The sequence below is a fragment of the Oleiphilus sp. HI0066 genome, from assembly GCF_001635725.1.
Map to the genome: position 1 here is coordinate 36083 of NZ_LWFH01000446.1, position 25573 is coordinate 61655.

Sequence of the window (25573 nt, forward strand, 5' to 3'; positions counted from 1 at the left end):
CTTAAACCGCAGCCTTTAAGTCACTTAGCTCTGATACAAGCACCTGCCCCACCGAATCAACGAACGGGAAGTGCGCTACACCATCAATGATTACGCTCTTATGATGAGTAAACTGGCTCTTAATCTCTAAAGCGCAGCTTTGCTTAACCAAAACATCTTGATCGCCGAATATCATGAGTGCTGACTGAGTTAAGTTGGCAAGCTCTTGCTGCACATCCAATTCGCCTAGCAACTTAAGGCTTTGGCACCGATTTGATTCCTCTAATAAACAAAGGTCGTACTGTTCGCGAACTCGCTTCAATAAAGAGGATTGCTTAGGAGCACCTTTGATACACAAAAACGGAAACGTTTTAACGATCGCTCGATCATCGCTAATAGAGCTCACAAAATCAGCAAAGTCCTGTCGCTTCATACCACATTGATAATCCGTCGACTCTACGAACTTGGGCGAGCTCATTAGTGTCACTAAACGGTCGTACGGTTTATTAGCCCCTTCAAGGTAAGCTGCGAGCTTAATGGCCAACATTCCACCTAGCGACCAACCAATAATCACCGTATTAGGCGATACATATTCCTTGGCTAAATGCTCCAGCCAACGAATATCGCCACGCTCAGGGCACGCTACTATCTTGATTGATCGATTGCTCATAAGTTCTTTTGACAAACCATGAAGCCAATCGGCGTAGAATTCTTCAGAAACCGACCAACCTTGAATAAACAAAAGGTCTACGTACTTGCTCATGCCTCCATCCTCTCACGGCGGAATTCTTTGAGAGCTTGAGTCAAATTTGATAAATCTGAAGCGTTATGCGCGGCACTCATAGTAATACGCAAGCGGGCACTACCTTGGGGAACAGTGGGCGGTCGTATGACGCCCACTAAAAAACCTCGAGCACGTAAAAATGCTCCTGCATCAAGAGCTAACTGATTATCACCTAATACAACGCCTTGTATCGCAGTCTGAGAATCTAACAGAGTAAAACCACTGTCACTCAATTCCTCTTTGAATTGAGTAATTCGCTGATTGAGCAAAGTCCTCAGATCATCACCCGCTTCAATTAACGAAAGGCTTTTACTTGTTGCATCGACTAAACTTGGCGGCAACGCGGTGGTATAAATATGGGGGCGTGCGACTTGCTCTAAATATGAAATAAGATCCTCAGGTCCTGCGACGAAGGCTCCAAAAGTACCAAACGCTTTACCGAATGTACCAATTAACAGCGGGCACTGTTCTTGAGAAACACCTTGTGAAAGCACGCTACCACAACCGCCCTCACCTAAAACCCCAAGTCCATGCGCGTCATCAATGGCGAGCAAAGATGGATAAGACGAGCATACTTCGCTTAATTGAGAAATATCAGCGACATTACCATCCATACTAAACACACCATCACTCAAAACTAAGCAGTGGTCGTATTTATCTGCGTCATACAGTTTAGCTAGATAATTACCGAGGCTAGCAGGGTTATTATGCAGATACCTTTGCGCTCTCGCACCAGACAACTTGGCGCCGTCAATCAATGACGCGTGATTCAGCTTATCTTGTAGTAATAGAGCACGAGAATTCGCAAACGCAGATGCAACAGCTAGGTTTGCCATATACCCCGTCGAAAACAACAAAGCTTTATCACGCTTAGTGAAGCGAGCTAGCTTTTGCTCCAGATCTGAATGCGCCTGAAAGTGGCCAGACACAACATCGGAAGCGCCACTACCGACACCATAGGTGCGTGCCGACGTGCACAAGGCCTCAACAATCTCAGGATGGCTCGCGAGGCCAAGATAATCATTACTTGCAAAATTAGTTAATTTCTCGCCATTAGTGACGAGCTCAACTCCACTTCGAGAGTGAACATCAAAGCGCTTTCTGAGAAGCGCTTTCTGCTCAATCAGAGATAGTTGATCACGCCAATAAGGTGCGTCGTACGCCACAGACAAACCTAGTGTTGGACTGAATCGCCAGCACTAGTTGCACTTGCTTCATAGAACATTGGATTTTTCGCTTCTTGATCCTTCACAATTGCTTGGTTCAGCACAGCTTCTTGTGTTTCATCAGACTCTTCAATACGCTGCTCTGGACGCAAGCCTAAGCGCTTAAATAGCTGCATATCTTTGTGCGCTTCGGGGTTAGGAGTAGTTAGCAAGCACTCTCCATAAAAGATCGAGTTAGCACCCGCCATAAAGGTAAGCGCTTGCATTTCATCGCTCATCGATTCACGTCCAGCAGACAAGCGGACATGACTTTTCGGCATCATAATGCGCGCTACAGCAATGCATCGAATGAAATCGAACGGATCAACATCCTCCACATCTTCTAAGGGTGTTCCTTTTACCTTAACGAGCATATTAATAGGAACACTCTCAGGTTGCTGCGGCAAATTAGCAAGCTGCACTAGCAAGCCAATACGATCTGATGCGCGTTCACCCATACCAATAATGCCACCACTACATATTTTCATACCTGCATCACGCACATGCTGCAAGGTATCAAGACGATCTTGGTAGCTTCGTGTGGTAATGATCTTGTCGTAAAAGTCAGGCGACGTATCTAGGTTGTGGTTGTAGTAATCCAAACCTGCATCTGCCAACTCTTGAGCCTGATCATCTCTCAACATACCGAGAGTCATACACGTTTCTAAGCCCAATTCTTTAACACCCTTGACCATTTCTAATACGTAAGGGAGGTCTTTATCACTCGGATGCTTCCAAGCGGCTCCCATACAGAAACGACTACTTCCTTTTTCCTTAGCTTGCTTAGCTTTTGTTAATACCGCTTCCACTTGCATCAGCTTCTCTTTTTCAAGGCCAGTATTGTAATGTCCACTTTGCGGACAGTACTTGCAATCTTCAGGGCATGCACCAGTTTTGATAGATAGCAAAGTGCTCACTTGCACTTCATTTGGATCAAAATGTTGGCGGTGAACCACTTGAGCTTTGAACAGTAAATCATTAAATGGGAGATTAAAAAGTTCCTCTACTTCCTTTTTATCCCAGTCATGCCTTACCACACCTAGTTCATTCATATTCATCTTGGCCAAACGCCTCTCTTGCTATCTATTTAATGAGGAAATTAATGTTGATATGTTACATTGCTTGGCATCAACACAAGGATAGTGTGAATGATAAAGTCAGATCAAGACTTGTCAACCAAAATCAGAAGACTGGTTAACAAGTCAAAATACCTTTTCAATACGCCATACAAGCACCTACTCTTAAATCGCTGTCATTTATGTAACAAGCATTCTGACTCGCACAACGCTTTGTGCAAAAACTGCTTGGAGGACATTCAGGCAAGCCAACCTAAGTGCGCTACATGTTCAATCACAGTCAGAGCTCATGAATCCATATGTAACGACTGCAAAAATACTCAGCCTTACTTTGATCAAATTTTCGCTCCATGCTCATACGAATTCCCAATCTCAAAGCTATGCCACGACTTTAAATTTCTCGCAAAAAAATACATAGCCGAATCGATGTCGATTGCTATTATTGAAAACAGAAAACTAAGTAACGCAGATTACCCTGACCTCTTGTGCGCTATCCCTATGCACCCCAAAAAACATGAGGAACATCAGTTCGACCAAGCTAACGAACTTGCTACACGGCTAAGTCATAAAACTGGCATTCGATATCGCAACAATTTGCTTGTTAAAACTAAGGAAACAAAGCAGCAAAAACGCTCTAATAAAGCTGCTCGACTGAAAAACATTAAAAACAGTTTTTCCGTTCGAAATATAGAATTCGTCAAAGGAAACAGTATCGCTATTGTTGACGATGTCGTGACCACGGGAGCAACGGTAGACGAAGCGTCTAGAATGCTAAAACAGGCTGGAGCGAAGAGAATTGAGATTTGGGCATTTGCGCGCACTCCAAAACAATAATTACCCCTTACGTCAATTGATTGGAATCGGCACTGTCATGCAAAGTACTCGGAGACTAAATCCGCAATAGCCATCGAAGATGTCAGTCCTGGCGACTCTATTCCGAGTAAATTTACGAAACCTTTTAATCCGTGATCTCGCTCAGAGTGAATCAGAAAATCGTTACACAGTCTGCCATTAATTTTTAGTTTCGGCCTCAAACCGGCATAGCCCGCCTGCAGACGACTTTCGTCAACCTCAGGCCAATACGACCGAATGCTCGAGGCAAAGAAACTACGTCTCGACGGATCAACCGCGTAGTCAAAATCAATTAACTCTCGCTCACCTAGTCCACCTTTCCATTCGACATCCGGTCCAAATCGCGCACTGCCAGCTAAATCCAGCGTTAGATGAACACCAAGCCCACCATCTTCAGGCACGGGATAAATGAGACGATTGAAAGGAGTTCGGCCATCGTATGTAAAATAACTGCCTTTGGCATACTCGCCTTGAAAATCATACCCACATTGAGCATAGGCGTGAAAAATGTCTTCAGCTAAATGAGGAGCATACAAACCAGCGGCATTAACGATGTTGACGGCCTCTAGCAAGCAATCGTGACCTACTAGATTCAGCAGATATTTATTGTCAGAAGCTTCACAAATCTCAACCTGGCAATTAGTAACTAACTGCGCCCCGTCGCGCTCTGCATCTCCCAACATACTGTGCATAAATGAATGGCTATCTACTATGCCAGTTGATGGGGATAAAATCGCTGCCTTTGCCGACAACGCCGGCTCAAGCTTTTGAAGTGCAGATACTGAAAGCATCTCAAGGTCTTCAACGCCATTTCCATTTGCTCGCTGGATAATGTTATTTATTTCATCAACCTGAGCATCATTAGTAGCAACAATTAATTTGCCGCAGCGCTTATAAGGCAGATCTCTATCATCTAAATAACGATAAAGCGAATGCTTACCTTGGACGCACAATCGAGCCTTTAAACTATCTTTTGTATAATAGATTCCAGCATGTATAACCTCACTGTTTCTCGATGATGTGCCCTGCCCGAAGCTAGACTCTTTTTCTAAAATCCAAACTTCACGCCCAAGTTTTGCAAGCGCCCACGCGACGGCCAAGCCCACAACACCTGCGCCAATAACGACCGTATCAACCTTGTAACGATCCATAAGACCACAATTCCCTAAATTAAAAACAGTCCATAGGCGATAATGATTTCGCCTTATAGATTACACTATCGCAAATGAGAAAAATCATACACATTGATGCAGATGCTTTTTACGCTTCCGTCGAAGAACGAGACAACCCGGCATTAAAAACTCAAGCTATTGCTGTTGGAGGAAACCCCAACGGGCGAGGAGTGGTCGCAACCTGTAATTATATAGCGAGACAGTATGGCGTGCATTCAGCAATGCCTTCGAGTGTCGCGCTGAGACTCTGCCCTCAGCTCGTATTTATTAGGCCACGTTTCGAAGCCTATCGTGAAGCATCTCTAGCAATGCATAAAGTATTTCGTCAATACACGGACTTAATTGAACCCTTATCCCTCGACGAGGCCTACCTAGACGTTTCTCAATGTACAGAATTTCACTCAAGCGCAACCCTAATCGCCCAAGCGATTCAAAACGACATCAAGTCTACGGTTGATCTAAGTGTTTCTGCAGGCGTAGCGCCTAATAAATTTCTCGCCAAAATTGCAAGTGACTGGAACAAACCGGCGGGGTTATTTGTCATTACCCCTGACCAAGTTGACAGCTTTGTCGCCGCGCTACCCGTTACTAAAATTAATGGCGTAGGAAAGGTCACTGCTCAAAAATTAAAAGAGATGAATATCGAAACCTGCACAGATATTCGGAATTACGACTCAAATAAAATAATCGAGAGGTTTGGAAAATACGGAAAACGCTTACTCGAGCTCGCAAATGGGTTTGATGACCGCCCCGTCGTAACAGAACGCCAACGAAAATCTTTGTCTGTCGAAACCACTTTCAGTTCGGACATTAGCTCATTGAAGGAGCTTTCTCCGGCTTTCTATAAGCAATTTGAACAACTTTCCGAACGGGTTAGCAAGGCAAACCCAAACTTCATACTAGGGCGCTATATTAAGCTTAAGTTTAATGATTTCACACAAACCACGATGGATGAAGCAATCCATGCAGGCATCGAAGATTGGAAATCTGCAGACTCATTTATAAATATGGTTGAAAAAGCATGGGAGCGTAAAGCCCTGCCTATTCGCTTACTAGGGTTGGGTGTACGGATTGGTAACAATAAAAACGACAAACATCAGTTAGACTTGTTCGATTAGCCATTTTTGATAGCCACTATGCAACACCCATACGAAAACCTTGTACCAGATACCGTCATAGATGCTGTAGAGTCGCTCGGATTAATTAGCGATCAGCGCATATTCCCGCTAAATAGCTACGAAAACCGTGTATATCGCGTTGGTATTGAAGATGGCTCACCTTGCATCGCTAAATTTTATCGACCCAACCGCTGGTCAACGGAAGCGATCCGAGAAGAACATGACTTTTGCTTTGAGCTGCAGCAACAAGAAATTAATCTTGTTGCTCCGTCACTCGTTAATAACAGTTCAATTCACGAATTTAACGGATTTCAGTTCGCACTATTTCCAATGCAAGGCGGCTATGCTCCTGAGCTTGAACTCCCAGATACAATGTACAGAATCGGTCTAAATATTGGACGATTACATGCATGCGGTGCGACCAAGCAATTCAAACATCGCACATCAATTAGTATCGATAGGATGGCCAAACAAAGTCGCGACTTTCTCCTTACCAATGAGTTCATTCCGATGAGTTTGGAGTCAGCATACTCTTCGCTCAGCAATGACTTAATTAGCCTAATGGAATCAATTTGGGATGAAGCCGACCCTAGTTTCTTGCGCATACACGGCGATTGCCATATGGGTAACATTCTTTGGCGAGATGACCTTGCGCACTTCGTCGATTTTGACGACTGCCTTATGGGGCCAGCCATTCAAGATATCTGGCTCTTATTATCGGGAGATCGCACTCAGCAAACTTCACTCCTATCAGAGTTTCTTGAGGGTTACGAACAATTCGCTAACTTCGAACTCAAAGAACTTAGACTCATTGAAGTACTAAGAACCTTGCGTCTAATGAACTACGCAGCTTGGTTAGCTCGTCGTTGGCAAGATCCCGCATTCCCAATGCACTTTCCTTGGTTTAACGCTGAACGGTATTGGTCCGAGCACATCCTAGAGCTTCGTGAACAACTATCACTATTACACGAAAACCCATTGCAACTTGCTCCCTAAGTTCTACAATCCTCCGAAATAGTTTTTCAATTGAGTAACAATGAGCGACACACAAACTTCGAACAACGATACGGTCAGCATGCGCACTTTAGTGTTTGCTATTTTTATCAGCATTGCAGGCACAGTAGGCGTACTAGACTGGCAAGGAAAGATCGTCCACGTAAGCAATGAGCCAGAGCAGTATTCATTAGCCGACTATAAAGTCATCTACATCGCGGAAGAAGATGTTAACTACCGACTTTCCCAGAAGCCTTCGCATCAAAGCTCTGCTTGTCATAATGGATATTTATTCATAGAAAACGACCATGACGATCAAATGCAAGGCCTGCTTGTAGATTACAAAAATCGTGGGATTAAATGCGCCGATTAATACGGTCAAACAAGCATGAGCAATCAAAAAACAAGACCTGATGACATATACTCATCACCACTTAATCGTGTGAACGATTTTAAGTTTGATGAAGCAGTGGCTCGCGTTTTTCCCGATATGATCCAGCGTTCAGTACCGGGTTATAAAACTATCATCCCGATGATTAGTTTAATTACTGAGCGCTACGCACAACCTGATACACTTGGTTACGACCTGGGCTGCTCCCTTGGTGCGGCAACATTAGCAATGCGCCACGGTGGAGGCGTTCTATCCGAGATTGTTGGCATCGACAACTCACCTTCAATGATTGAGCGCTGCGGGCATTATATCGAACTAGACAACCATCCGACGCCGGTCAGCCTTGTTGGAGATGACATTCAAAATATCTCTTTCAAACCATGCTCGGTAGTAACAATGAACTTCACTCTTCAATTTCTTGTCCCAGAGGACCGCCAAGCCCTCCTGGATAAAATTTATGCGGCGCTAGTTCCAGGTGGTGTATTGATCTTGTCCGAAAAACTACATTTCAATGAGGAGCAGGAACAACTAGAACAGCAAGAGTTGCACTGGCTATTTAAAAAGGCAAATGGCTATAGCGACCTCGAAATCAGTCAAAAACGTAATGCTATCGAAAAAGTTCTTCTCACAGACTCGGAAAGTACACATTACTCTCGACTACGAAACGCGGGCTTCGAAAACACCTTCACTTGGTATCAGTGCTTTAATTTCTTCTCGATGCTCGCTATAAAGGCTAAATAAAATGAATTATGACCAGGTATTTGGTGATCTCATCACGTACATGCAAGGCCATAAACGCCTCAAGAACTGGGTTCCCTCTCTAGAACTATTGCTGAAGCAAAAGCTATACGAGAAGCCTCATGGCGACATGCAGCGCTGGATAGACTCGCTCGACAACCTTCCGGCTATTAATCCCGAAACCACTCACATCAACTCGTCACGCGTGGGTGCCAATGCATCAATCGATGCAACCACCCAAGAGCAACTCTATGATGCATTAGTAAAGCTTCGGCCATGGCGAAAAGGCCCATTTGAATTATTCAATACTCACATTGATACCGAATGGCGCTCTGATTGGAAATGGGACCGAGTTAGTCCTCATATTAGTCCGCTCGCGAATAAAAATGTATTGGACGTGGGATGTGGCTCAGGATATCACTGTTGGAGAATGCTTGGTGAGGGAGCAAACCGCGTTATTGGCATTGACCCCAGCTATCTATTCCTAATGCAATTCAACGCAATTAAGAAGTATTGTGGCCGAGATGCACCGATACATTTACTACCGATAAAGATGGAGGACGTCCACCCTCAACTAGAACACTTTGATACCGTATTTTCGATGGGGGTGCTTTACCATCGTAAGTCACCTATCGACCACCTTTATGAACTTAAAGGGGCGTTGAAACCTGGTGGCGAGCTCGTATTAGAGACATTAGTAGTCGAAGGCGAACTTGGCTATTCATTAATGCCAGAGGACCGATACGCTATGATGCGAAATGTTTGGTATCTTCCAAGCGTTCCAACCTTAGAACTATGGCTTCGACGCGCCGGCTTTACCGACATTAAGTGTGTAGATCTAGATCAAACCAGCCTAGACGAACAGCGCGCAACCGAGTGGATGGACTTTCAGTCTCTAGCCGACTTCCTTGACCCAGCCAATCCAAATCTAACCGTAGAAGGCTACCCTGCACCTTTGCGTGCAACACTGGTCGCAAGCAAGCCAAAATAATTCATTCTGAAAATTTGCAGACAATAAAAAACCGCTCATTGAGCGGTTTTTTATACAAGACAGCCGAGGGCTTAGTCAAAAGGATGGCGAAGAACAATCGTTTCTACGCGATCTGGGCCTGTTGACACAATGTCAATCGGCGCCTGAATCTTACCTTCTAGGTACTTGATATATGACTGAGCGTTAGCTGGGAGCTCTTCTAAGGTCTTCGCCCCAAGCGTGCTTTCAGACCACCCCGGAAGCTCTTCATACACCGGTTCTAGATCATCGTAGCCTTCTCCATCAAGTGGCGGACGAGATATATTTTCACCAGCTTTTGTTTTGTATGCGACGCAAACTTTAATAGTCTCAAGACCGTCGAGCACGTCCAACTTGGTCAGACAAATACCCGAAACTGAGTTAATTTGAATCGCGTGACGTAAGCCTACTGCATCAAACCAACCGCAACGACGAGGACGACCCGTGGTTGCACCGAACTCATGACCTTTCTCTGCTAGATGACGACCATTATCGTCAAATAACTCTGTTGGGAATGGACCCGAACCTACGCGAGTCGTGTACGCCTTAGTAATCCCTAAAACGTAATCCAAATACATTGGACCAAAACCGCTACCAGTTGCTGTACCACCGGCGGTTGTATTAGACGACGTAACAAAAGGATATGTTCCGTGATCAATATCTAAAAGCGAACCTTGCGCGCCTTCAAACATAATATTCTCACCACGTTCACGATATGCATGTAGCTCGTCAGTAACATCAACAGCTAGCGGCAGCAACTCTTCGCCCATCTTAAGGGTTTCTTCGAGTGTTTTCTCATAAGAGATAGGCTCAACTTTATAGAAATTCTCTAATACAAAGTTGTGATAAGTCATGATCTCTTTTAGTTTTTCAGCAAATGCTTCTGGGTTTGCTAAATCACCTAAGCGAAGACCACGACGAGATACTTTGTCTTCATAGGCCGGGCCAATACCGCGACCTGTCGTGCCGATCTTATTGGCGCCTTTTGCAATTTCGCGCGCCTGATCAAGTGCCACGTGATAAGGAAGAATCAAAGGACAAGCTAAGCTCAATTTAAGACGTTCACGAACAGGAACACCGTTTTCCTCAAGACCGCGCATTTCTTTCAATAATGCATCGGGAGCTAGCACAACACCGTTGCCAATTAAGCAGGTCACACCATCTCGCAAAATACCAGATGGAATAAGGTGAAGCACCGTCTTCTGGCCGTCGATAACCAAGGTATGCCCCGCATTGTGGCCACCCTGAAAACGCGCCACCGCAGTAACCTGATCAGTCAAAAGATCAACGATTTTTCCTTTGCCCTCATCACCCCATTGGGTGCCTAAAATGACAACATTCTTACCCATATTTCAATTTCTCTAGCAATAAAGCTGAAAGTTACCATTAAAGTAACCGATTAAATTTCAACAACTACCCACTGGCCGTCTTGGCTTTGAGCAAGTTTTTTAGAGCAACCGTAGGTCTGCTCATCTGATTCTGAAAGGCTTTGCACGACACGCTGCGTCTGTCGCAAATCAGCGATCCGCTCTAGCAACGCTTTATCTGTGCCGTATGGAGCTAAAATCGCCCCTGAATTCATTGTGCTAATACGAGACTGCAAACGCACGAGCGTTTTTAAGTCTGCACTAAAACCGGTTGCTGGGCGAGATTCACCAAATTCAGCGCCGATGGAGTCATATCGTCCACCTTTAGCCAATGCATATCCAAAGCTTGGTGTATATGCGCTGAACATCACGCCAGTATGATAGTCATAGCCTCGTAACTCGCAGAAATCATAGCCTAGTTCAATTTCTGGGAAACGCTCGCCAACCAACTCAGCAAAACGCATCAAAGCATCAACGGCATCTAAAGTTTCGTTACTAGCTAATTCAGAGTACTGGGATATGCTTTTTCGCACTTCCGACAAGGCATCAATACTGCCGCTAAGCAGAGCGATTTCGCGAATAATATCGATAACCGGCAACTTATGTTCAGCGGCTAGCGTATCAAGCTCGGGAATTGACTTGCGATTCAATGCGCTGAAAATTCGATCTTCTAGTTCTCTCGGGAGCTCAGCTGAAGTCATCAAGCCACGATATATACCAACGTGCGCCAAGTCCACATGAACCTTTGAGACTTCTGCAATAGTCAATGTCTCTAGCATCAAAGACATCACTTCTAAGTCTGCTGCTTCATTGTCAGACCCAAAAAGCTCGCATCCAATTTGCATTGGGCTTCGATTGGTCATCGTATGTTCTGGACGCGTATGCAACACGCTATCGACATAACATAAACGAGAAATGTCATGGTTTTTCAATACGTGCGCATCGATACGAGCGGCTTGCGTAGTAATGTCTGAGCGAATGCCGAGCGTTCTCCCTGACAGTTGATCGGTAACTTTGAATGTTTGCAAATCCAATTTACTGCCAGTACCGGTAAGTAAACTTTCAAGAAACTCTACAAGCGGTGGAGACACTAATTCATATCCATAGCTTGAGTATGTATCTAGCATTTCACGGCGCATTTTCTCAAGAGCCCATGCATCCGGTGGTAACAGCTCGTCAACGCCCTCAGGCAACATCCAACGTTCGGTCAAACTCATAGTATTTCTCGTGTCGATACACACATTAAATTACTGCCTTAACAAAACCACGCCCAGTAGACCTGCGAGCATGCAAACTAACGCAATGCTCCTCATGGTTCTATCGTTCGCTTTGAGAATCGATGCTAAGGTTTGCTTCCAAGCTTTTGGATTCAAGAATGGCATAATGCCCTCAATTACAAGCACTAAACAAAGTGCTGTGAACAGATCATTCCAGTCCATCTAAGCTAAGTCTAATTTCGTTAAAGGCAAAGGGGCGCGATTTTAACGCTTAATTGAAAACAACAAAAGGTGTTGTTGGTATTAAAAAGGCCAAAAAATGAAAAAAGCACCCTAAGGTGCTTCTTTCATTGATTTACGAGTAAGGAACTTGCCTATTTAGCCTGATTTAGGTATTTGAAGAACTCACTATCAGGCTTTAATAAAAGGACATCTTCTTTATTAGCAAAGGTATCCTTATATGCTTGCAAGCTACGCGTAAACGCATAGAACTCTGGGTTCTTATTGAACGCTTCAGCGTAAGTGGATGCCGCAATTGCATCCCCCTCACCACGTGTGATTTCTGACTCTCGGTAAGCGTCAGACTCAATAACAACCTTCTCACGATCCGCATCAGCGCGAATACCTTCTGCCAACTCGCGACCCTGAGACCGCGTTTCACGTGCTTCACGCTCACGCTCTGTCGACATACGGCGATATACGTCTTTAGATAAGTCTTCCGGTAGATCAATACCCTTAACGCGAACATCTAAAACTCGGATACCAAATTCAGCCAAAGTCTGCTCATTCAACTTAGTAGTAATGTCAGACATGAGCTCATCACGCTCACCCGATACAACTTCAGTCAAGCTACGAGAAGCAAACTCATCACGAAGCCCTTTGTTGGTAGAGTTAGACAAAAGCGTCGTCGCTTGCCATCTGTTGCCGGCTGTCGCCTTGTAATAAGCACTGACATCTTCGATCTGCCACTTAACAAACGAATCAACGATCAAGAACTTTTTACCAACAGTCAAGAAGCGTTCAGGACGTGAATCGAGAGTTAGAATACGCGCGTCGAATTTGCGAATATTCTGAACAAACGGCATCTTAAAGTGAATACCTGGTCCAATATCTGACTCAACAATTTCACCAAATTGAAGTTTAATCGCAACCTGTCTCTCATCAACGATATACAGAGATGACGACAATACGACGATCGCGATAAGAACCGCCACTAACGATAATACTGACTTAGACATTAGCGCACCTCCCTAGCTGATGAACGCGAGTTGCGAGATCTAATCTCTTCAATTACTTGATCTGCGATTGCTGAAATATCAGAAGAGCTAGCGTCAGACCTCACGCTAGATGGTGCAGAGTTTGATCGCTCAGAAATAATCTTATCCAGAGGCAGATACATCATATTATTACCGCCCTCAACATCAATCAAAACCTTACTGCTATTGCCGTATACGTCTGAGATCGCATCGATATAGAGACGTTCTCGGGTTACTTCAGGCGCCTTGTTGTATTCAACAAGCAAGGCCTCAAAACGATCGGCTTCACCCTGAGCTTTTGCTACAACCTGATCACGATATGCACTTGCTTCTTGCAACATACGTTGCGCCTTACCCCGCGCTTCAGGAATAACTGTATTTTTGTAAGCTTCTGCTTCGTTTACGAAACGCTCTTTATCAAGCTTCGCTTTCTGAACATCATCAAACGCCGCTTGAACAGCTTGTGGTGCTCTAGCTTCTTTGATGTTAACGACACTGACGTTAATGCCGGTTTGATAGTTATCCATATAATCTTGCAAACGCTCTCTCGTGCTGTCTGCCAAAATACCACGCCCTTCAGTTAAGATTGGATCTAGGTTGGTGCTACCCACTTCGTGACGAAGAGCCGACTCAACGGCATGTTGCAGAGATCGCTCTGGATCCTCAACACGCAAAGCGAACGATACCGGATCTCGGACCGTGTATTGAACGTTCAACTCAATCGCAACAACGTTCTCGTCTTGCGTGAGCATTTCTTCTTTCAGCTCAGCGTTTCGAACGTTTGTTACGTTAACTGGTATAACCTGCTCGACGAGAGGGATGACAATTCTTAAACCAGGATCAAGTGTTCGACTGTATTCACCAAGGAATAAAACAACTCCCCGTTGTTGCTCATCGATCGTATAAATCGATTTCCAGCCAAGAAACAGAACAAACACTACTAAGCCAACCAGAGCAATACCGCCAAAGCCCTGCTTACCACCGTTATTATCAGAACCGCCATTGCCATTTCCTGACCCGCCAAACAGCCCGTTTAGCTTGTCCATCAATTGTTTAAGCGCTTGATCTAAATCCGGCGGGCCTTGATTGCCACCACGATTATTATTACCCCATGGGTCTTTCCCATTAGAATTACCCGGCTCATTCCAAGCCATAGATTACCCCGTTGTTGTCATCAGTTTTAATTTAAAACATTCACAGCAATCGTAAATCGCTGCGCCAAAAGGAGCAAGCAAACAGAATGCTCCTTATTATGAAATCTTAGTCAGAAAGTTCTGAGCTCTCTTACAGCCTATCAATCAGCAAATCCGCGCGCGGAACATTGCAGCGTTTAAGCATTCTTTCAAAATCGCTGGTCTGCAAACGAACTTCAACACGTGCCATCCCTTTATCATCATACTCTTCCTGAATGACATGATTTGACTCAAATAACATCGCTCTGAGCCGACCTTGCTCTGGGCGAAGTCGAAGTATGCAGTGCATAACCTCATCGCTTAACAACTCAGCGACTGCATCAGACAATAAATCAGTTCCCTCTCCCGAGTTTGCTGACAACCACACTCTTACAGGAGCACCATCTTCATCGCGATCAATTCTACTTACGCCATCGTCCAACAAATCGATCTTATTATAGACTCGGAGGACCTTAACATCGCCCGCGCCTATTTCATCTAAAACTTGTTCGACTGCCTCTATATTGTCCAACCTTCTTGAATCAGCACCGTCTATAACATGCAGCAAAAGCGTAGCCGATATTGTTTCTTCTAGCGTTGCTCTGAACGCATCAACTAACTTGTGAGGTAAATGCCGTATGAACCCGACCGTATCTACCAAAATGGCACGACCAATATCGGGAAAATCAATACGCCTAAGTGTTGGATCTAGTGTTGCGAACAACTGATCAGCGGCATAAACACCCGAGTCTGTCAGCCGGTTAAATAATGTCGATTTACCGGCATTGGTGTAGCCCACCAAAGAAATCGTGGGAATTTCAGCTCGAGTACGAGATCTGCGACCCTGGTCTCGCTGTTTGCGTACTTTTTCAAGACGCCCCGTTAATGCTTTAATACGTCCACGTAGGAGACGCCGATCAGTTTCAAGCTGCGTTTCACCCGGACCACGTAAACCGATCCCACCCTTTTGACGCTCTAAGTGAGTCCAGCCACGAATCAAACGCGTTGATATATACTCTAACTGCGCAAGCTCTACCTGCAACTTGCCTTCGTGAGTACGAGCACGCTGCGCAAAGATATCAAGGATCACACCAGTCCGATCGATCACTCTGCACTCAAGGGAGCCCTCAAGGTTACGCTGCTGACTAGGCGAGAGAGCGTGATTGAACAACACCACATCAGCGTCGGTTACTGCTTTTTCCGTAATTATTTCTTCTAACTTTCCGGAACCTACAAAAAAACGCGCACTGGGTTGCGATCGACTACCGGTAACGATCCCAACAGGCTCAACACCTGCCGAACGCACAAGTTCACGAAACTCCTGCGCATCTTCACGGTCATTTTCATTTGGAAAGTCTAAGTGGACGAGAACAGCTCGCTCTCCCGCATCTGGTCTATCAAACACGGCAGAGCTTAAATACTAACGAGAAAATACCAATTTCCAATGGAGTATTACCTATGAACCCGCTTCTTCATCCATTGACGGCATACGCACATTACGCGCAGGTACAACAGTAGAAATGGCATGCTTATATACCATTTGGCTAACAGTATTTTTGAGTAAGATGACGAACTGATCGAAAGACTCGATTTGACCTTGTAACTTGATGCCATTTACCAAGAAGATAGATACTGGAATGCGCTCTTTGCGGAGTGCATTTAAGTATGGATCTTGAAGTGAGTGTCCCTTAGACATTATTGTAATCTCCCGTTTTTTAAATATTTAACGCAATTATAGTCAATCTTACGTTTAGTTGTTAAATGAGGCCGCGTTAAAACTTTTCAACACTATCTCAATATTATTTTTCGCGCCAGTTTCTAGCCAGACAATATCCCGCCAAGACCTCAACCACGTTAACTGTCGCTTAGCTAATTGGCGTGTTGCCACGACCCCTTTTTCTATCATCGTATCGTAGTCATAGGTACCATCCAAATATTCCCACATTTGTCTGTAACCCACACAACGCATAGAGGGCAAGTCCAAACTTAGATCACCTCGCGCTCGTAAAGTTTCGACCTCTTGCTGAAAATTTGCCTCGAGCATACCGCGAAACCTTAGTTCAATTCTTTTATGAAGCAACTTTCGATCACTCGGCGCAATCGCAAACGGCAAAATCTCGAACGGAATAGGAGGTAAACTCGCGCCATCAGGTCTGCCAGCTCCATTAACTACTCCCGATCCGACTTGTTTTTGGTCACTCCAATGCTCAGTCAAAGTTCGACCACTAACCCTGTATACTTCCATTGCTCGCTGAAGACGCTGGGAATCATTTGGCTTAATACGTTTAGCCGAGTCAGGATCAACCTTAGCCAGCTCTTGATGTACAAAAGGCCAGCCTTTCTCCGCAGCCAAGGCATTAATTGAGTCACGCACAGATTGATCAGCCGAAGGCATAGAAGCAATACCTTCTTTTAACACCTTGAAATACATCATCGTCCCGCCGACAAGAAGCGGTACTTTTCCCGCTGCAACGATATCATTCATCTCTCTGAGCGCATCATCATAAAAACGTGCGACAGAATAAGACTCGGCAGGGTCGATAATATCAATCAAACGATGAGGCGCTTTCAGCAACTCACTCTCACTCGGCTTCGCGGTGCCGATATTCATATCTTTAAATACGAGCGCTGAATCAACACTGACAAGCTCCACCGGCAATATCTTGCGCAGCGTTATAGCCAAATCGGTTTTACCTGAAGCTGTCGGCCCCATTAGAAAAATAGCCGGCGGCATAGTACGAAGCGAAGACATAGAAACCCTAGCAGTGAAACTATCGACCACGTAAGAATAGCTTATCTAATTCAGGCATCGACAAAGTCGTCCAAGTTGGTCGACCGTGATTACACTGACCACTACGTTCGGTCTCTTCCATCTCACGCAGCAGCGCATTCATCTCACTTATCGTCAAAACTCGGTTTGCCCGAACAGAACCATGACAAGCCATTGTCCCCATCAACTCGTTTGCCTTTGCTTCTAGCTGATCAGACTGCCCGTAGCCAATCATGTCGCTCAAGACGTCTCGTACAAGCTGAACGATGTCTGTTTTTTGCAGAATCACAGGGACTTCACGAATCACTAGAGATTCGGGTGCAGCCCGCTCAACTCTCAATCCGAATCGTTGGAGCTCCACAGCACAATCTTCAGCAGCATCTGCTTCCCTAGTACTGACAGCAATCGACATCGGAACAAGCAGTGGCTGAGATTGAATACCCGCGCCGTAAAAATCGGACTTCATCTTTTCGTAAGTAATGCGTTCATGCGCAGCGTGCATATCAACAATTATTAAGCCCGAACTGTTTTGAGCGAGAATATAAACGCCATGAAGCTGAGCAATCGCGAAGCCTAAAGGATGATCTTCGGCATTATTAGATACGTCAACAGTATTAGACAGCTCTGGCAAATCTGGCTTCAAACCACCATACAGAGAACTCATCCCATCTAAGGCCGTGCGCACTTCACTTTGAGCGGGATTATTTGGAATAGACTGCGGTTGAAACGCAGCCCCCGTATTCGAACTCGGCACGGACAATGGCATGCGGGTTTGACTATTATAACCGGGTTGCGCGGCTAAGCCTGTCTCCTGGTGAATCGCCTCACTCTCAGCAACTCGACTTGCGCTTTGCTCTTCGCGCATATACTCGTCAGGACGAACATCCGCTAGCGCGCGATGCAAGCTTCTGAATATGAAATCGTGCACTAAGCGCCCGTCACGAAAACGAACTTCATGCTTCGTAGGGTGCACATTCACATCAACAAGAGCTGGATCCAATTCTAAATACAGTACAAAGGCTGGATGTCGGCCGTGATAAAGCACATCCCTATATGCTTGCTTAACAGCATGACTAACCAAGCGATCACGAATCACGCGCCCATTCACGAAAAAGTACTGCAAATCCGCCTGACTTCGAGAGAACGTTGGCAGCGCGACCCAGCCCCATAGTTTTAACCCTGACGCCTCGACATCAATCTCTACAGCGTTTTCCATAAACGGCTTACCGCACAAACTCGCCACACGCTGCTCTTTATCTCTTAATGTGATCGCAGGGCGCAAACTATGCACCGGCTTACCGTTGTGAGACAGATCAAACCCAACATCAAATCGCCCCAAAGCTTGCCGTTTGACGACTTCCTCCAAATGATTGAATTCCGTCTTTTCAGTGCGCAAAAACTTACGGCGTGCAGGCGTGTTGAAGAATAAATCTCGAACATCAACCGTAGTACCGCGATTGTGTGCCGCAGGACTAATATTCGCGACCATATCGCGCCCTTCCGTCTCCACCGTCCAAGCTTCGTCCGCGCCCTCAGTTTTTGAACTGAGCTGCAATCGCGACACAGAGCTAACACTGGCTAAAGCCTCACCACGAAACCCAAGTGTTGCAACGGCCTCAAGATCATCCAAAGATAGTATTTTACTAGTTGCATGGCGGCTAAGCGCTAAAGAAAGGTCTTCTTTTTCAATGCCATAACCATCATCTCGAATACATATTCGCTTAACTCCACCGCCCTCAACGGTCACCTGAATTCGATGACAACCTGCATCTAAAGAGTTTTCGAGCAGCTCTTTCACTACGGATGCAGGTCTTTCAACAACTTCTCCCGCAGCAATCTGGTTAGCGAGTCGAGGAGATAACTTTTGTATTTTTGACATATGAAACTAACGGAGAGGTAAAGCGGAGAGTTTAACACGCTGTCATTCGCTTAATAACCGATAGTTATTAAGAATTAGGAAGTTTAAGTCGCTGACCAACCCATAAAACGTCTGAATTAAGTTTATTAAGTTTCCGAAGACTCTTAATACTCACCGCATTATTGTGCGCAATCTGCGATAGAGTATCGCCCTTTTTAACCGTATATGAACTACCTGACTTAGATTGATTTGAAGCTAGCCAAGTACCAATTGGAGGTTGATCTGAAAAATAAGATTTAACGCCCTTAGAGATCGAGCCAGCAATCTTTCTTTGGTAACTACGAGTATTCAAACGACGAGATTCTGTAGGATTCGAGATAAAACCCGTCTCAACTAAAATTGATGGGATGTCGGGGGACTTTAAGACCATAAAACCGGCCTGTTCGACCTGCCGCTTGTGAAGACGAGCGACTCCCCCCAAAGACTGAAGCACACGATCACCCACTGATAAACTTGCCTTTAGGCTTGCGGTAGAGCTGAGATCCAACAAAACAGACGCTAGCATGTCATCGTGATCACCGAGATTCACGCCGCTACCGCCAATCAAGTCAGATGCATTCTCACGCTTGGCGAGCCAGCGAGCCGCCTCACTTGAAGCCCCTTTCTTCGACAACGCGAAAACAGACGCACCATTAGCTTGAGGTCTTGTGAAAGCATCGGCATGCACAGAGACAAATAAATCGGCGTTACGCTTTCGAGCGATCTCCGTACGGTTTCGTAGCCCTATAAAATAATCACTCTCACGCGTTAAATAGGCTCGATAACCTTTAACGGCATTAATCTGCCTGGCCAATTCCTTAGAAATTGAAAGCACCACGTTTTTCTCACGAACCTTACCTGGCCCGATCGCACCAGGGTCCTCTCCGCCGTGACCAGGATCAATCACAATGATCACATCACGTTTGCCACCTGAGCTATTTAATTGCTTAACAGGCTTATATTCTTTTACCTTCGAAAGATAAAGATCAACAACCAAACGATCTCCATAGCTCTCATTCGGCTTAAGCAAAAAGCTTTTCGGTTTTACCGAAGCTTTCAGATCCAACACAATTCTGAGATCAGTGTTATTTCTCACAGCGCTCCTTATTTTTTTAATAGGAGATCCTTCCAAAGAAACAGCGTCAAAACGAGTATTCTTCTTTACATTCTTAATATCTAAAACAACACGTGGAGGATTATTCAATGTCATCAACTGGTGTGATGTTGAACCGCCAAGATCAAACACTAAACGAGAATGGTCAGGCGCATTCCATAACCTCGCATCATTGATTGCTATATTGGCCGCAAATGCACTGTGCGACCAAAAGCCGAGCACAAAACATAAGCATAGGTAATGGGCCATTCTAGAAAAAACGAATCGCATCAGCGGCTCCCCGCTATAAGAACATCGAAATCAACACCCGAAAAAGCAGAATGTTCAGCAACTAACAACTCACAGCAGCGACTTTCAGCTTCAATATTCATCGAAAGGGTTACGTCTGCTTTAGGCAAAAGCCCTTCACCCCGTGCCGGCCACTCCACAAAGCAAAGGATTCGATCTTGTTCACATAGATCTGGATTAAGAAAATCGCGCATCCCCATAAACTCGAGTTCTTCTGGGTCTGCCAAGCGATACAGGTCAAAATGATAAACCTTCAATCCTTTAGGCTCATACTCTTCAACGAGCGTGTACGTTGGAGACTTCACACTTCCTTCATGACCAAGACCGCGCAATATGCTACGAACAAGTGTTGTTTTCCCGGCGCCAAGATCACCAATCAAATAAACAACCGCTAATGCAGAATCAGAATCAAGCAGAACTTCTGCGAGGCCCTTTCCAAATCGATCCGTAGCATGTTCATCAGCGAGAGGAATTTGCATGAAAAAAGTCATTCCCAAACTAGCAAAAACTGAGTGCTAAACTAACAAAATTAATAACTGCAACTTCGAAATAGAAATCGCATTAAGTTCAAACACTATATATCTGTTAAGCTTAGCAAAGCACTTCCGTTTGTTCACTTAACATCATGTCACGATACTCATGACCAATCCCGTTGACACCTCAGATGCGCTCAACAAGCTGCTAATCGAAATACGCAGCGAATCAGAACGCCTTGGCTTTCAAGCCTTAGGAGTCACGTCAACAGACTTAGGCGAACATATCCAGCATTATCAAGACTGGATAGATAAAGGGCATCACGGCGCCCTTGATTACATGCATAGTCACGGAAGTAAACGCTGGAAACCCGATGAATTGATAGACGGAACGCTTCGCGTAATATCGGTCAGAATGAATTATCTACCAGAGTCAGCTGGCCACGCGTTAGAACAACTAGAAGATAAAAGCCGCGCTTACATCAGTCGATATACATTAGGACGCGACTACCATAAACTCATTCGAAATCGACTGAAACATCTTATCCACTTTGTTAGAACGAAGAGCGAGTTAGATCTAAATTTCAGAGCATTTGTCGACAGCGCTCCAGTATTAGAACGCGCGATAGCCCAGCGCTCCGGCTTGGGTTGGTTCGGCAAAAACACAATGATTATTCATAGAGAGGCAGGCTCATGGTTTTTTCTCGGCGAGATATACACCAACCTCGCACTACCCATCACACCCAGCTATGAGAAAGAACATTGCGGCCGCTGCACTGCATGCTTAGACATATGCCCAACAAAAGCCTTCACCGCACCCTATGAGCTTGATGCTCGACGTTGCATTTCTTATCTCACGATAGAGAACAAATCAGAAATCCCACTCGAATTTCGCAAAGACATGGGCAACCGAATATTTGGCTGTGATGACTGCCAGCTTGTTTGCCCATGGAATAAATTCGCTCAACATAGCGACCAAGACGATTTCACCCCACGACACGAACTAGACAAAGCAACTTTAGTCAGCTTATTTGGTTGGACAGAAAGTGAATTCTTAGCAAAAACAGAAGGTTCAGCAATAAGACGTACTGGCTATCATGGCTGGCTACGAAACATTGCAGTTGCACTAGGCAACGCACCAACATCAATCGAAGTTATTGAAGCTCTAAAAGCTCACAAAAATCATGAAGACGGCATGGTCCGCGAGCATGTAGCTTGGGCTCTAGCTCAGCATATAGACTAAAGCCTCGATAGTACAAGCCGTTCAAGCTCATCCGCAAGTTCGGTACTTAACATCGGATCACCATGCGAAGGAAGCAGCGCAACTGGGCGTTCCTGATGAATCATATCTAAACACCATTTTTTGAAACTCTTGCGATTCGTGAGCAATAAATATTTGATCACTCGACTCAACTTCAAACCAGGGGCTGCACCCATTATCTTCTGGGTAAAACGCGCTATTGGCTGATTCGACATCCGCGGGTAGTTCAAAAAGCTGTCGCATGTCACCCAGCAGACTTTGCCTTGCTCTCTAACACTTAACCACAAGTCTCCACCTCGATGTCCAGGCGGCGCAAACCACTGACAATCACTGTCGAATAGAGAGTCACCATCCGAAATGACATTAATATTTCTAACACCCTTACCTTCAAGAAGCGGCTTTGCTTGTTCTGACGCATACAGTTTCGCCTTTGGAAAGCGCTCAAGCCAAGAAGCGACGCCTAAAAAATGATAGGCATTAGGCATAACGATCTCCAACCCCTCACCTAAAACCTCATCAAAACCCGGGTACATTTCAGCAAAACTATCGATCAGAGACTTTCCAGGGCTAATTACAACAACCTTAGCTTCATTAAGCTCAATACAAACTGTGTTTGAAGCAAAATTTGGAACGATATAACGTGCATACTTGATGTTCGAAAAATCAGGTACTGACTTCCACTGAGACATTAACTAACTCACTAAAACGAAAATTGATAAACTAAGATGATCGTAAACGCATAAGGAAATGAGATGAAGATCTACGGAGATGTTAACTCAGGCAACTGTTACAAACTACATCTAGCATGCCAGCTTCTCAACATTGAGCATGATTGGATTCATATAGACATCCTGAAGGGCGAAACCAAAACCAGAAAAATTCTAGCTCTTTCTCCTGCAGGTAAGATTCCATTACTCATAACAGATCAAGGAGAGACGCTTAGCGAGTCGAACGCCATCTTGAATTATCTATGCGAAGGTAGCGCGCTATACCCCAGCGATATCTGGCATCGAGCTAAAGTGCATCAGTGGCAGTTTTTTGAACAATACAGCCACGAACCATATATTGCTGTTGCAAGGTTTATTAACAAATACCTTGGGTTGCCCGAAGAAAGGCTGGAGGAATACAAGTCAAAACAAGAAGGCGGTAATTCAGCACTTCGAATCATGGAAACTCAACTTACGCAAACACCTTTTTTGACTGGAGACTCGATAACAACCTGCGATATTTCCTTGTTTGCATATACGCATGTAGCGCATGATGGCGGCTTCGATCTAAATCACTACCCAAATATTCTAAAATGGATAGACCGAATAAAAAGCCAAGAAGATTTCTCAGCTATGGCCTAGGCTAATCCTTATGAGTAGAGCAACAGCCTAAGCCGGCGACCAATCCACTAATGCCTGAGTCAAAATAGCAGCATCAATTAGCTTAATAATGTAATCATCCATTCCCAGCGCCAAGCATGTCTTCTTTCTTCACGCTTCACAGAGACAAATATAAGACAACAAAAAAAGCCGCAATTAGGTCTACCTAATTGCGGCCAATAAGGAGTTAACGAAATAATCGTTAAAGAACGCCTGTTGCGATCCCTAGAACATAAAGAACCGATACTAGCGCAACCGCTGGGCGAATCTCTGATGTTTTACCGGTCAACAACTGGAGAACTGTGTGCGCAACAAAACCAAGGCCAATACCGTGAGAGATAGAGAAGCCGAACGGCATCATGATTGCACAAATCCATGCAGGCGCAGCACTTGTCATGTCGTCCCAGTTAATGTGACGCATATCAGCAGTCATCATTAGACCAACATAGATCAATGCAGGTGCCGTAGCGAATGCAGGAACAAAGTCTAGTAGAGGCGTGAAGAACATCGCCGCCAAGAACAACACACCTACTGTAACTGCAGTAAGCCCCGTCTTACCACCAGCGGCAATACCAGCGCCTGACTCAACGTACGTAGTTACCGAAGAAACACCTAATGCAGCACCAGCAGTTGTCGACGTAGAGTCAGCAAGCATTGCTTTACCCATCGCGTCGAACTTGCCATCTTTATCAGTAAGACCTGCTTTAGAAGCTGTCGCCATCAAAGTACCTGAAGTATCGAACAAGTCGACGAAGACGAACGCCAAAATTACAGAGATCATTGTTGCTTCTAGTACACGGCTAAAGTCTAGCGCGAAGAAAAGCTCAGACATTGAGTGAGGCTCACCGACAATGCCACTGAATGTAGTAATACCTAGAATCGAAGAAACGATAGAGATCGCCAGCATGCTGACTACAATAGAACCAGTAATTTTGCGGTAATCCAAAGCAATAATAAGAAGTAAACCAAGGCCAGCTAGAAGTGGACCTGGAGAAGCAAGATCACCTAAAGTCAAAAGCGTTGCAGGATGATCAGCAATAATACCCGCGTTCTTCAAACCGATAATGGTTAAGAAAAGGCCGATACCAACAGTAATACCGTGACGCAAACAACCCGGAATTGAATGTAGAATCCATTCACGAATTTTGAATGCAGATAACAAGAAGAAAATAACACCAGAAATCAAAACTGCTGCAAGAGCCTGTTCCCACGTGTATCCCATGCCACCAACAACGGCAAATGCGAAAAACGCATTCAGACCCATACCTGGAGCAAGACCTGCAGGGAAGTTAGCCCACAAACCCATCAAGATACAGCCTACTGCTGCTGCAACCGCAGTTGCTGTAAATACTGCTTCTTTTGGCATACCCGCTGCAGACATGATGTCTGGGTTAGCAAAAAGAATATAAGACATGGTCAAGAAAGTAGTCAGGCCGGCTACAATTTCTACCTTAATTGTTGTTTGGTGCTCTTGAAGCTTAAATAGCTTTTCTAGCATTTTCGTTTCCTCGTTCGGCGGAATTTTATGCACTAGTGCTCTAAAGTAGAACAAAAGTACGAACTTTGTATTTTGAACGGGACGAGAAGCTACAGATTTTGCGAATCAATTTCTAGATCAAAAACTACCTTATTTGACCAAATAGTCACTTTTTTGAAATATAAATGTGCCATAGTCGAAATAGTTCTCATCTATAACACCTTTAAATCACTAAATCATTGTTTTAATAAACCATTTGGTCAGTTTTTTAATGACAAGGCCATATATGAACTATATATTCTTGCAAAAAATTGCATAAAAACTCTGTATGAGTGCCAATACTTTATCGTCCTTAATACTGTATATAACCGATTGACCGACTTTTCTGGTATCGACAAAATCATCTTCTCGCAACAAAGCTAAATGTTGCGACAAAGCAGATTGAGACAAGTTAACCTTGCGGTTAATTTCCGAAACTGAAAGCTCTTCATCAGCCAATGAGCATAAAATCATCAATCTATTTTTGTTAGAGAGCGCTTTAAGATAGCGCTCTACAACCACAGATTGTTGTTCGATCTGGATTTGGTCAACTTTCAT

General features: G+C 44.7%; 26 protein-coding genes and 1 pseudogene. 9 read left to right on the forward strand and 18 right to left on the reverse strand.

The window, feature by feature from the left end; genetic code table 11:
* Position 1 precedes the first annotated feature (1 nt).
* Genes A3738_RS06035 through bioB form a run of 3 tightly spaced genes read right to left on the reverse strand, consistent with a single transcriptional unit; the run spans position 2 to position 3026 of the window.
* Entirely contained in the window at positions 2–742 is a 741-nt protein-coding gene (locus tag A3738_RS06035; protein ID WP_068481673.1) for a hypothetical protein, read from the reverse strand.
* Positions 739–1929 (reverse strand): 8-amino-7-oxononanoate synthase, encoded by a 1191-nt coding sequence (gene bioF, locus A3738_RS06040; RefSeq protein WP_068481671.1) that lies wholly within the window; start codon positions 1927–1929, stop codon positions 739–741. The genes A3738_RS06035 and bioF overlap by 4 nt, the downstream gene beginning before the upstream one ends.
* A gap of 8 nt (positions 1930–1937) precedes the next feature.
* Positions 1938–3026 carry a biotin synthase BioB gene (gene bioB / locus A3738_RS06045; protein WP_068481669.1) on the reverse strand — a complete coding sequence of 363 codons (1089 nt, stop codon included), beginning with the start codon at positions 3024–3026 and terminating at the stop codon, positions 1938–1940.
* 90 nt (positions 3027–3116) lie between these two features.
* On the opposite strand from bioB, the pseudogene A3738_RS32555 reads away from it, so the two are divergent.
* Both A3738_RS32555 and A3738_RS30665 read left to right on the forward strand, forming a co-directional pair.
* Positions 3117–3347 (forward strand): annotated as a pseudogene (locus A3738_RS32555) (double zinc ribbon domain-containing protein); the annotation flags it as partial.
* A gap of 123 nt (positions 3348–3470) precedes the next feature.
* Positions 3471–3878 carry a ComF family protein gene (locus tag A3738_RS30665; protein ID WP_068481666.1) on the forward strand — a complete coding sequence of 136 codons (408 nt, stop codon included), beginning with the start codon at positions 3471–3473 and terminating at the stop codon, positions 3876–3878.
* A gap of 35 nt (positions 3879–3913) precedes the next feature.
* On the opposite strand, the gene A3738_RS06055 is transcribed toward A3738_RS30665, so the two are convergent.
* A complete protein-coding gene (locus tag A3738_RS06055) occupies positions 3914–5047 on the reverse strand; it encodes an NAD(P)/FAD-dependent oxidoreductase (protein WP_068481663.1) in 1134 nt (377 codons plus the stop codon).
* A gap of 74 nt (positions 5048–5121) precedes the next feature.
* On the opposite strand from A3738_RS06055, the gene dinB reads away from it, so the two are divergent.
* The 5 genes from dinB to cmoB are packed head-to-tail and all read left to right on the forward strand — an operon-like array spanning position 5122 to position 9299.
* The gene (gene dinB / locus A3738_RS06060) at positions 5122–6186 is read left to right on the forward strand and encodes a DNA polymerase IV (RefSeq protein ID WP_068502659.1); all 1065 of its coding nucleotides are present in this window, start codon (positions 5122–5124) and stop codon (positions 6184–6186) included.
* 18 nt (positions 6187–6204) lie between these two features.
* Complete coding sequence (locus A3738_RS06065) at positions 6205–7182, forward strand: serine/threonine protein kinase (protein WP_068481657.1); 978 nt, start codon at positions 6205–6207, stop codon at positions 7180–7182.
* A gap of 40 nt (positions 7183–7222) precedes the next feature.
* Positions 7223–7552: a hypothetical protein gene (locus A3738_RS06070; protein ID WP_068502662.1), complete on the forward strand. Its 330-nt coding sequence runs from the start codon at positions 7223–7225 to the stop codon at positions 7550–7552.
* A 15-nt stretch (positions 7553–7567) separates the two neighbouring features.
* Positions 7568–8311, forward strand: coding sequence for a carboxy-S-adenosyl-L-methionine synthase CmoA (cmoA, locus tag A3738_RS06075; protein ID WP_068481653.1), 744 nt, complete (start codon positions 7568–7570; stop codon positions 8309–8311).
* Between the two features lies 1 nt (position 8312).
* A complete protein-coding gene (gene cmoB / locus A3738_RS06080) occupies positions 8313–9299 on the forward strand; it encodes a tRNA 5-methoxyuridine(34)/uridine 5-oxyacetic acid(34) synthase CmoB (protein ID WP_068481650.1) in 987 nt (328 codons plus the stop codon).
* A gap of 71 nt (positions 9300–9370) precedes the next feature.
* On the opposite strand, the gene A3738_RS06085 is transcribed toward cmoB, so the two are convergent.
* From A3738_RS06085 to tsaE, 11 genes are all read right to left on the reverse strand, one after another.
* Positions 9371–10666, reverse strand: a complete 1296-nt coding sequence (locus A3738_RS06085) for an adenylosuccinate synthase (protein WP_068479875.1) — start codon at positions 10664–10666, stop codon at positions 9371–9373.
* Between the two features lie 50 nt (positions 10667–10716).
* Positions 10717–11901 carry an ATP phosphoribosyltransferase regulatory subunit gene (locus A3738_RS06090; protein ID WP_068481647.1) on the reverse strand — a complete coding sequence of 395 codons (1185 nt, stop codon included), beginning with the start codon at positions 11899–11901 and terminating at the stop codon, positions 10717–10719.
* Positions 11902–11931: 30 nt separating this feature from the next.
* On the reverse strand, positions 11932–12123 hold the full coding sequence (locus A3738_RS06095; RefSeq protein ID WP_068476842.1) for a DUF2065 domain-containing protein: 192 nt from the start codon (positions 12121–12123) through the stop codon (positions 11932–11934).
* A 152-nt stretch (positions 12124–12275) separates the two neighbouring features.
* Positions 12276–13139 (reverse strand): protease modulator HflC, encoded by an 864-nt coding sequence (gene hflC, locus A3738_RS06100; protein ID WP_068481644.1) that lies wholly within the window; start codon positions 13137–13139, stop codon positions 12276–12278.
* Positions 13139–14311: an FtsH protease activity modulator HflK gene (gene hflK / locus A3738_RS06105; RefSeq protein ID WP_068481641.1), complete on the reverse strand. Its 1173-nt coding sequence runs from the start codon at positions 14309–14311 to the stop codon at positions 13139–13141. Before hflK ends, hflC begins: the two co-directional genes overlap by 1 nt.
* A gap of 130 nt (positions 14312–14441) precedes the next feature.
* Positions 14442–15734, reverse strand: a complete 1293-nt coding sequence (gene hflX, locus A3738_RS06110; protein WP_068481638.1) for a ribosome rescue GTPase HflX — start codon at positions 15732–15734, stop codon at positions 14442–14444.
* A gap of 51 nt (positions 15735–15785) precedes the next feature.
* Positions 15786–16025 carry an RNA chaperone Hfq gene (hfq, locus tag A3738_RS06115; RefSeq protein ID WP_068481635.1) on the reverse strand — a complete coding sequence of 80 codons (240 nt, stop codon included), beginning with the start codon at positions 16023–16025 and terminating at the stop codon, positions 15786–15788.
* Between the two features lie 54 nt (positions 16026–16079).
* Positions 16080–17081, reverse strand: a complete 1002-nt coding sequence (gene miaA / locus A3738_RS06120) for a tRNA (adenosine(37)-N6)-dimethylallyltransferase MiaA (RefSeq protein ID WP_068481632.1) — start codon at positions 17079–17081, stop codon at positions 16080–16082.
* 19 nt (positions 17082–17100) lie between these two features.
* Positions 17101–18978 carry a DNA mismatch repair endonuclease MutL gene (gene mutL / locus A3738_RS06125; protein ID WP_068481629.1) on the reverse strand — a complete coding sequence of 626 codons (1878 nt, stop codon included), beginning with the start codon at positions 18976–18978 and terminating at the stop codon, positions 17101–17103.
* A 67-nt stretch (positions 18979–19045) separates the two neighbouring features.
* Complete coding sequence (locus A3738_RS06130) at positions 19046–20380, reverse strand: N-acetylmuramoyl-L-alanine amidase (protein ID WP_156502730.1); 1335 nt, start codon at positions 20378–20380, stop codon at positions 19046–19048.
* On the reverse strand, positions 20380–20877 hold the full coding sequence (gene tsaE, locus A3738_RS06135) for a tRNA (adenosine(37)-N6)-threonylcarbamoyltransferase complex ATPase subunit type 1 TsaE (RefSeq protein ID WP_068481626.1): 498 nt from the start codon (positions 20875–20877) through the stop codon (positions 20380–20382). The genes A3738_RS06130 and tsaE overlap by 1 nt, the downstream gene beginning before the upstream one ends.
* Before the next feature lie 160 nt (positions 20878–21037).
* Between tsaE and queG the strand changes: the two genes are divergently transcribed.
* Positions 21038–22114, forward strand: coding sequence for a tRNA epoxyqueuosine(34) reductase QueG (queG, locus tag A3738_RS06140; protein WP_068481623.1), 1077 nt, complete (start codon positions 21038–21040; stop codon positions 22112–22114).
* Here the strand turns inward: queG and A3738_RS06145 are convergent.
* Positions 22111–22821 carry a hypothetical protein gene (locus tag A3738_RS06145; RefSeq protein WP_068481620.1) on the reverse strand — a complete coding sequence of 237 codons (711 nt, stop codon included), beginning with the start codon at positions 22819–22821 and terminating at the stop codon, positions 22111–22113. The two genes, queG and A3738_RS06145, sit on opposite strands and share 4 nt — an antisense overlap.
* A gap of 63 nt (positions 22822–22884) precedes the next feature.
* On the opposite strand from A3738_RS06145, the gene A3738_RS06150 reads away from it, so the two are divergent.
* Positions 22885–23481: a glutathione S-transferase family protein gene (locus tag A3738_RS06150; protein ID WP_068481617.1), complete on the forward strand. Its 597-nt coding sequence runs from the start codon at positions 22885–22887 to the stop codon at positions 23479–23481.
* Between the two features lie 220 nt (positions 23482–23701).
* Here A3738_RS06150 and A3738_RS06155 read toward each other — a convergent pair whose 3' ends face one another.
* Together A3738_RS06155 and A3738_RS06160 are read right to left on the reverse strand one after the other, a co-directional pair.
* Positions 23702–24997 carry an NCS2 family permease gene (locus tag A3738_RS06155; RefSeq protein WP_068481614.1) on the reverse strand — a complete coding sequence of 432 codons (1296 nt, stop codon included), beginning with the start codon at positions 24995–24997 and terminating at the stop codon, positions 23702–23704.
* A gap of 270 nt (positions 24998–25267) precedes the next feature.
* The gene (locus A3738_RS06160; protein WP_068481612.1) at positions 25268–25573 is read right to left on the reverse strand and encodes a helix-turn-helix transcriptional regulator; all 306 of its coding nucleotides are present in this window, start codon (positions 25571–25573) and stop codon (positions 25268–25270) included.

Coding starts and splice junctions, on each gene's coding strand:
- A3738_RS06035 (WP_068481673.1), bottom strand. CDS start 742: ATGAGCAAGTACGTAGACCTTTTGTTTATTCAAGGTTGGTCGGTTTCT.
- bioB (WP_068481669.1), bottom strand. CDS start 3,026: ATGAATATGAATGAACTAGGTGTGGTAAGGCATGACTGGGATAAAAAG.
- A3738_RS30665 (WP_068481666.1), top strand. CDS start 3,471: ATGTCGATTGCTATTATTGAAAACAGAAAACTAAGTAACGCAGATTAC.
- A3738_RS06055 (WP_068481663.1), bottom strand. CDS start 5,047: ATGGATCGTTACAAGGTTGATACGGTCGTTATTGGCGCAGGTGTTGTG.
- dinB (WP_068502659.1), top strand. CDS start 5,122: ATGAGAAAAATCATACACATTGATGCAGATGCTTTTTACGCTTCCGTC.
- A3738_RS06065 (WP_068481657.1), top strand. CDS start 6,205: ATGCAACACCCATACGAAAACCTTGTACCAGATACCGTCATAGATGCT.
- A3738_RS06070 (WP_068502662.1), top strand. CDS start 7,223: ATGAGCGACACACAAACTTCGAACAACGATACGGTCAGCATGCGCACT.
- cmoA (WP_068481653.1), top strand. CDS start 7,568: ATGAGCAATCAAAAAACAAGACCTGATGACATATACTCATCACCACTT.
- cmoB (WP_068481650.1), top strand. CDS start 8,313: ATGAATTATGACCAGGTATTTGGTGATCTCATCACGTACATGCAAGGC.
- A3738_RS06085 (WP_068479875.1), bottom strand. CDS start 10,666: ATGGGTAAGAATGTTGTCATTTTAGGCACCCAATGGGGTGATGAGGGC.
- A3738_RS06090 (WP_068481647.1), bottom strand. CDS start 11,901: ATGAGTTTGACCGAACGTTGGATGTTGCCTGAGGGCGTTGACGAGCTG.
- A3738_RS06095 (WP_068476842.1), bottom strand. CDS start 12,123: ATGGACTGGAATGATCTGTTCACAGCACTTTGTTTAGTGCTTGTAATT.
- hflC (WP_068481644.1), bottom strand. CDS start 13,139: ATGTCTAAGTCAGTATTATCGTTAGTGGCGGTTCTTATCGCGATCGTC.
- hflK (WP_068481641.1), bottom strand. CDS start 14,311: ATGGCTTGGAATGAGCCGGGTAATTCTAATGGGAAAGACCCATGGGGT.
- hfq (WP_068481635.1), bottom strand. CDS start 16,025: ATGTCTAAGGGACACTCACTTCAAGATCCATACTTAAATGCACTCCGC.
- miaA (WP_068481632.1), bottom strand. CDS start 17,081: ATGTCTTCGCTTCGTACTATGCCGCCGGCTATTTTTCTAATGGGGCCG.
- mutL (WP_068481629.1), bottom strand. CDS start 18,978: ATGTCAAAAATACAAAAGTTATCTCCTCGACTCGCTAACCAGATTGCT.
- A3738_RS06130 (WP_156502730.1), bottom strand. CDS start 20,380: ATGCGATTCGTTTTTTCTAGAATGGCCCATTACCTATGCTTATGTTTT.
- tsaE (WP_068481626.1), bottom strand. CDS start 20,877: ATGCAAATTCCTCTCGCTGATGAACATGCTACGGATCGATTTGGAAAG.
- queG (WP_068481623.1), top strand. CDS start 21,038: ATGACCAATCCCGTTGACACCTCAGATGCGCTCAACAAGCTGCTAATC.
- A3738_RS06145 (WP_068481620.1), bottom strand. CDS start 22,821: ATGTCTCAGTGGAAGTCAGTACCTGATTTTTCGAACATCAAGTATGCA.
- A3738_RS06150 (WP_068481617.1), top strand. CDS start 22,885: ATGAAGATCTACGGAGATGTTAACTCAGGCAACTGTTACAAACTACAT.
- A3738_RS06155 (WP_068481614.1), bottom strand. CDS start 24,997: ATGCTAGAAAAGCTATTTAAGCTTCAAGAGCACCAAACAACAATTAAG.
- A3738_RS06160 (WP_068481612.1), bottom strand. CDS start 25,573: ATGAAAGTTGACCAAATCCAGATCGAACAACAATCTGTGGTTGTAGAG.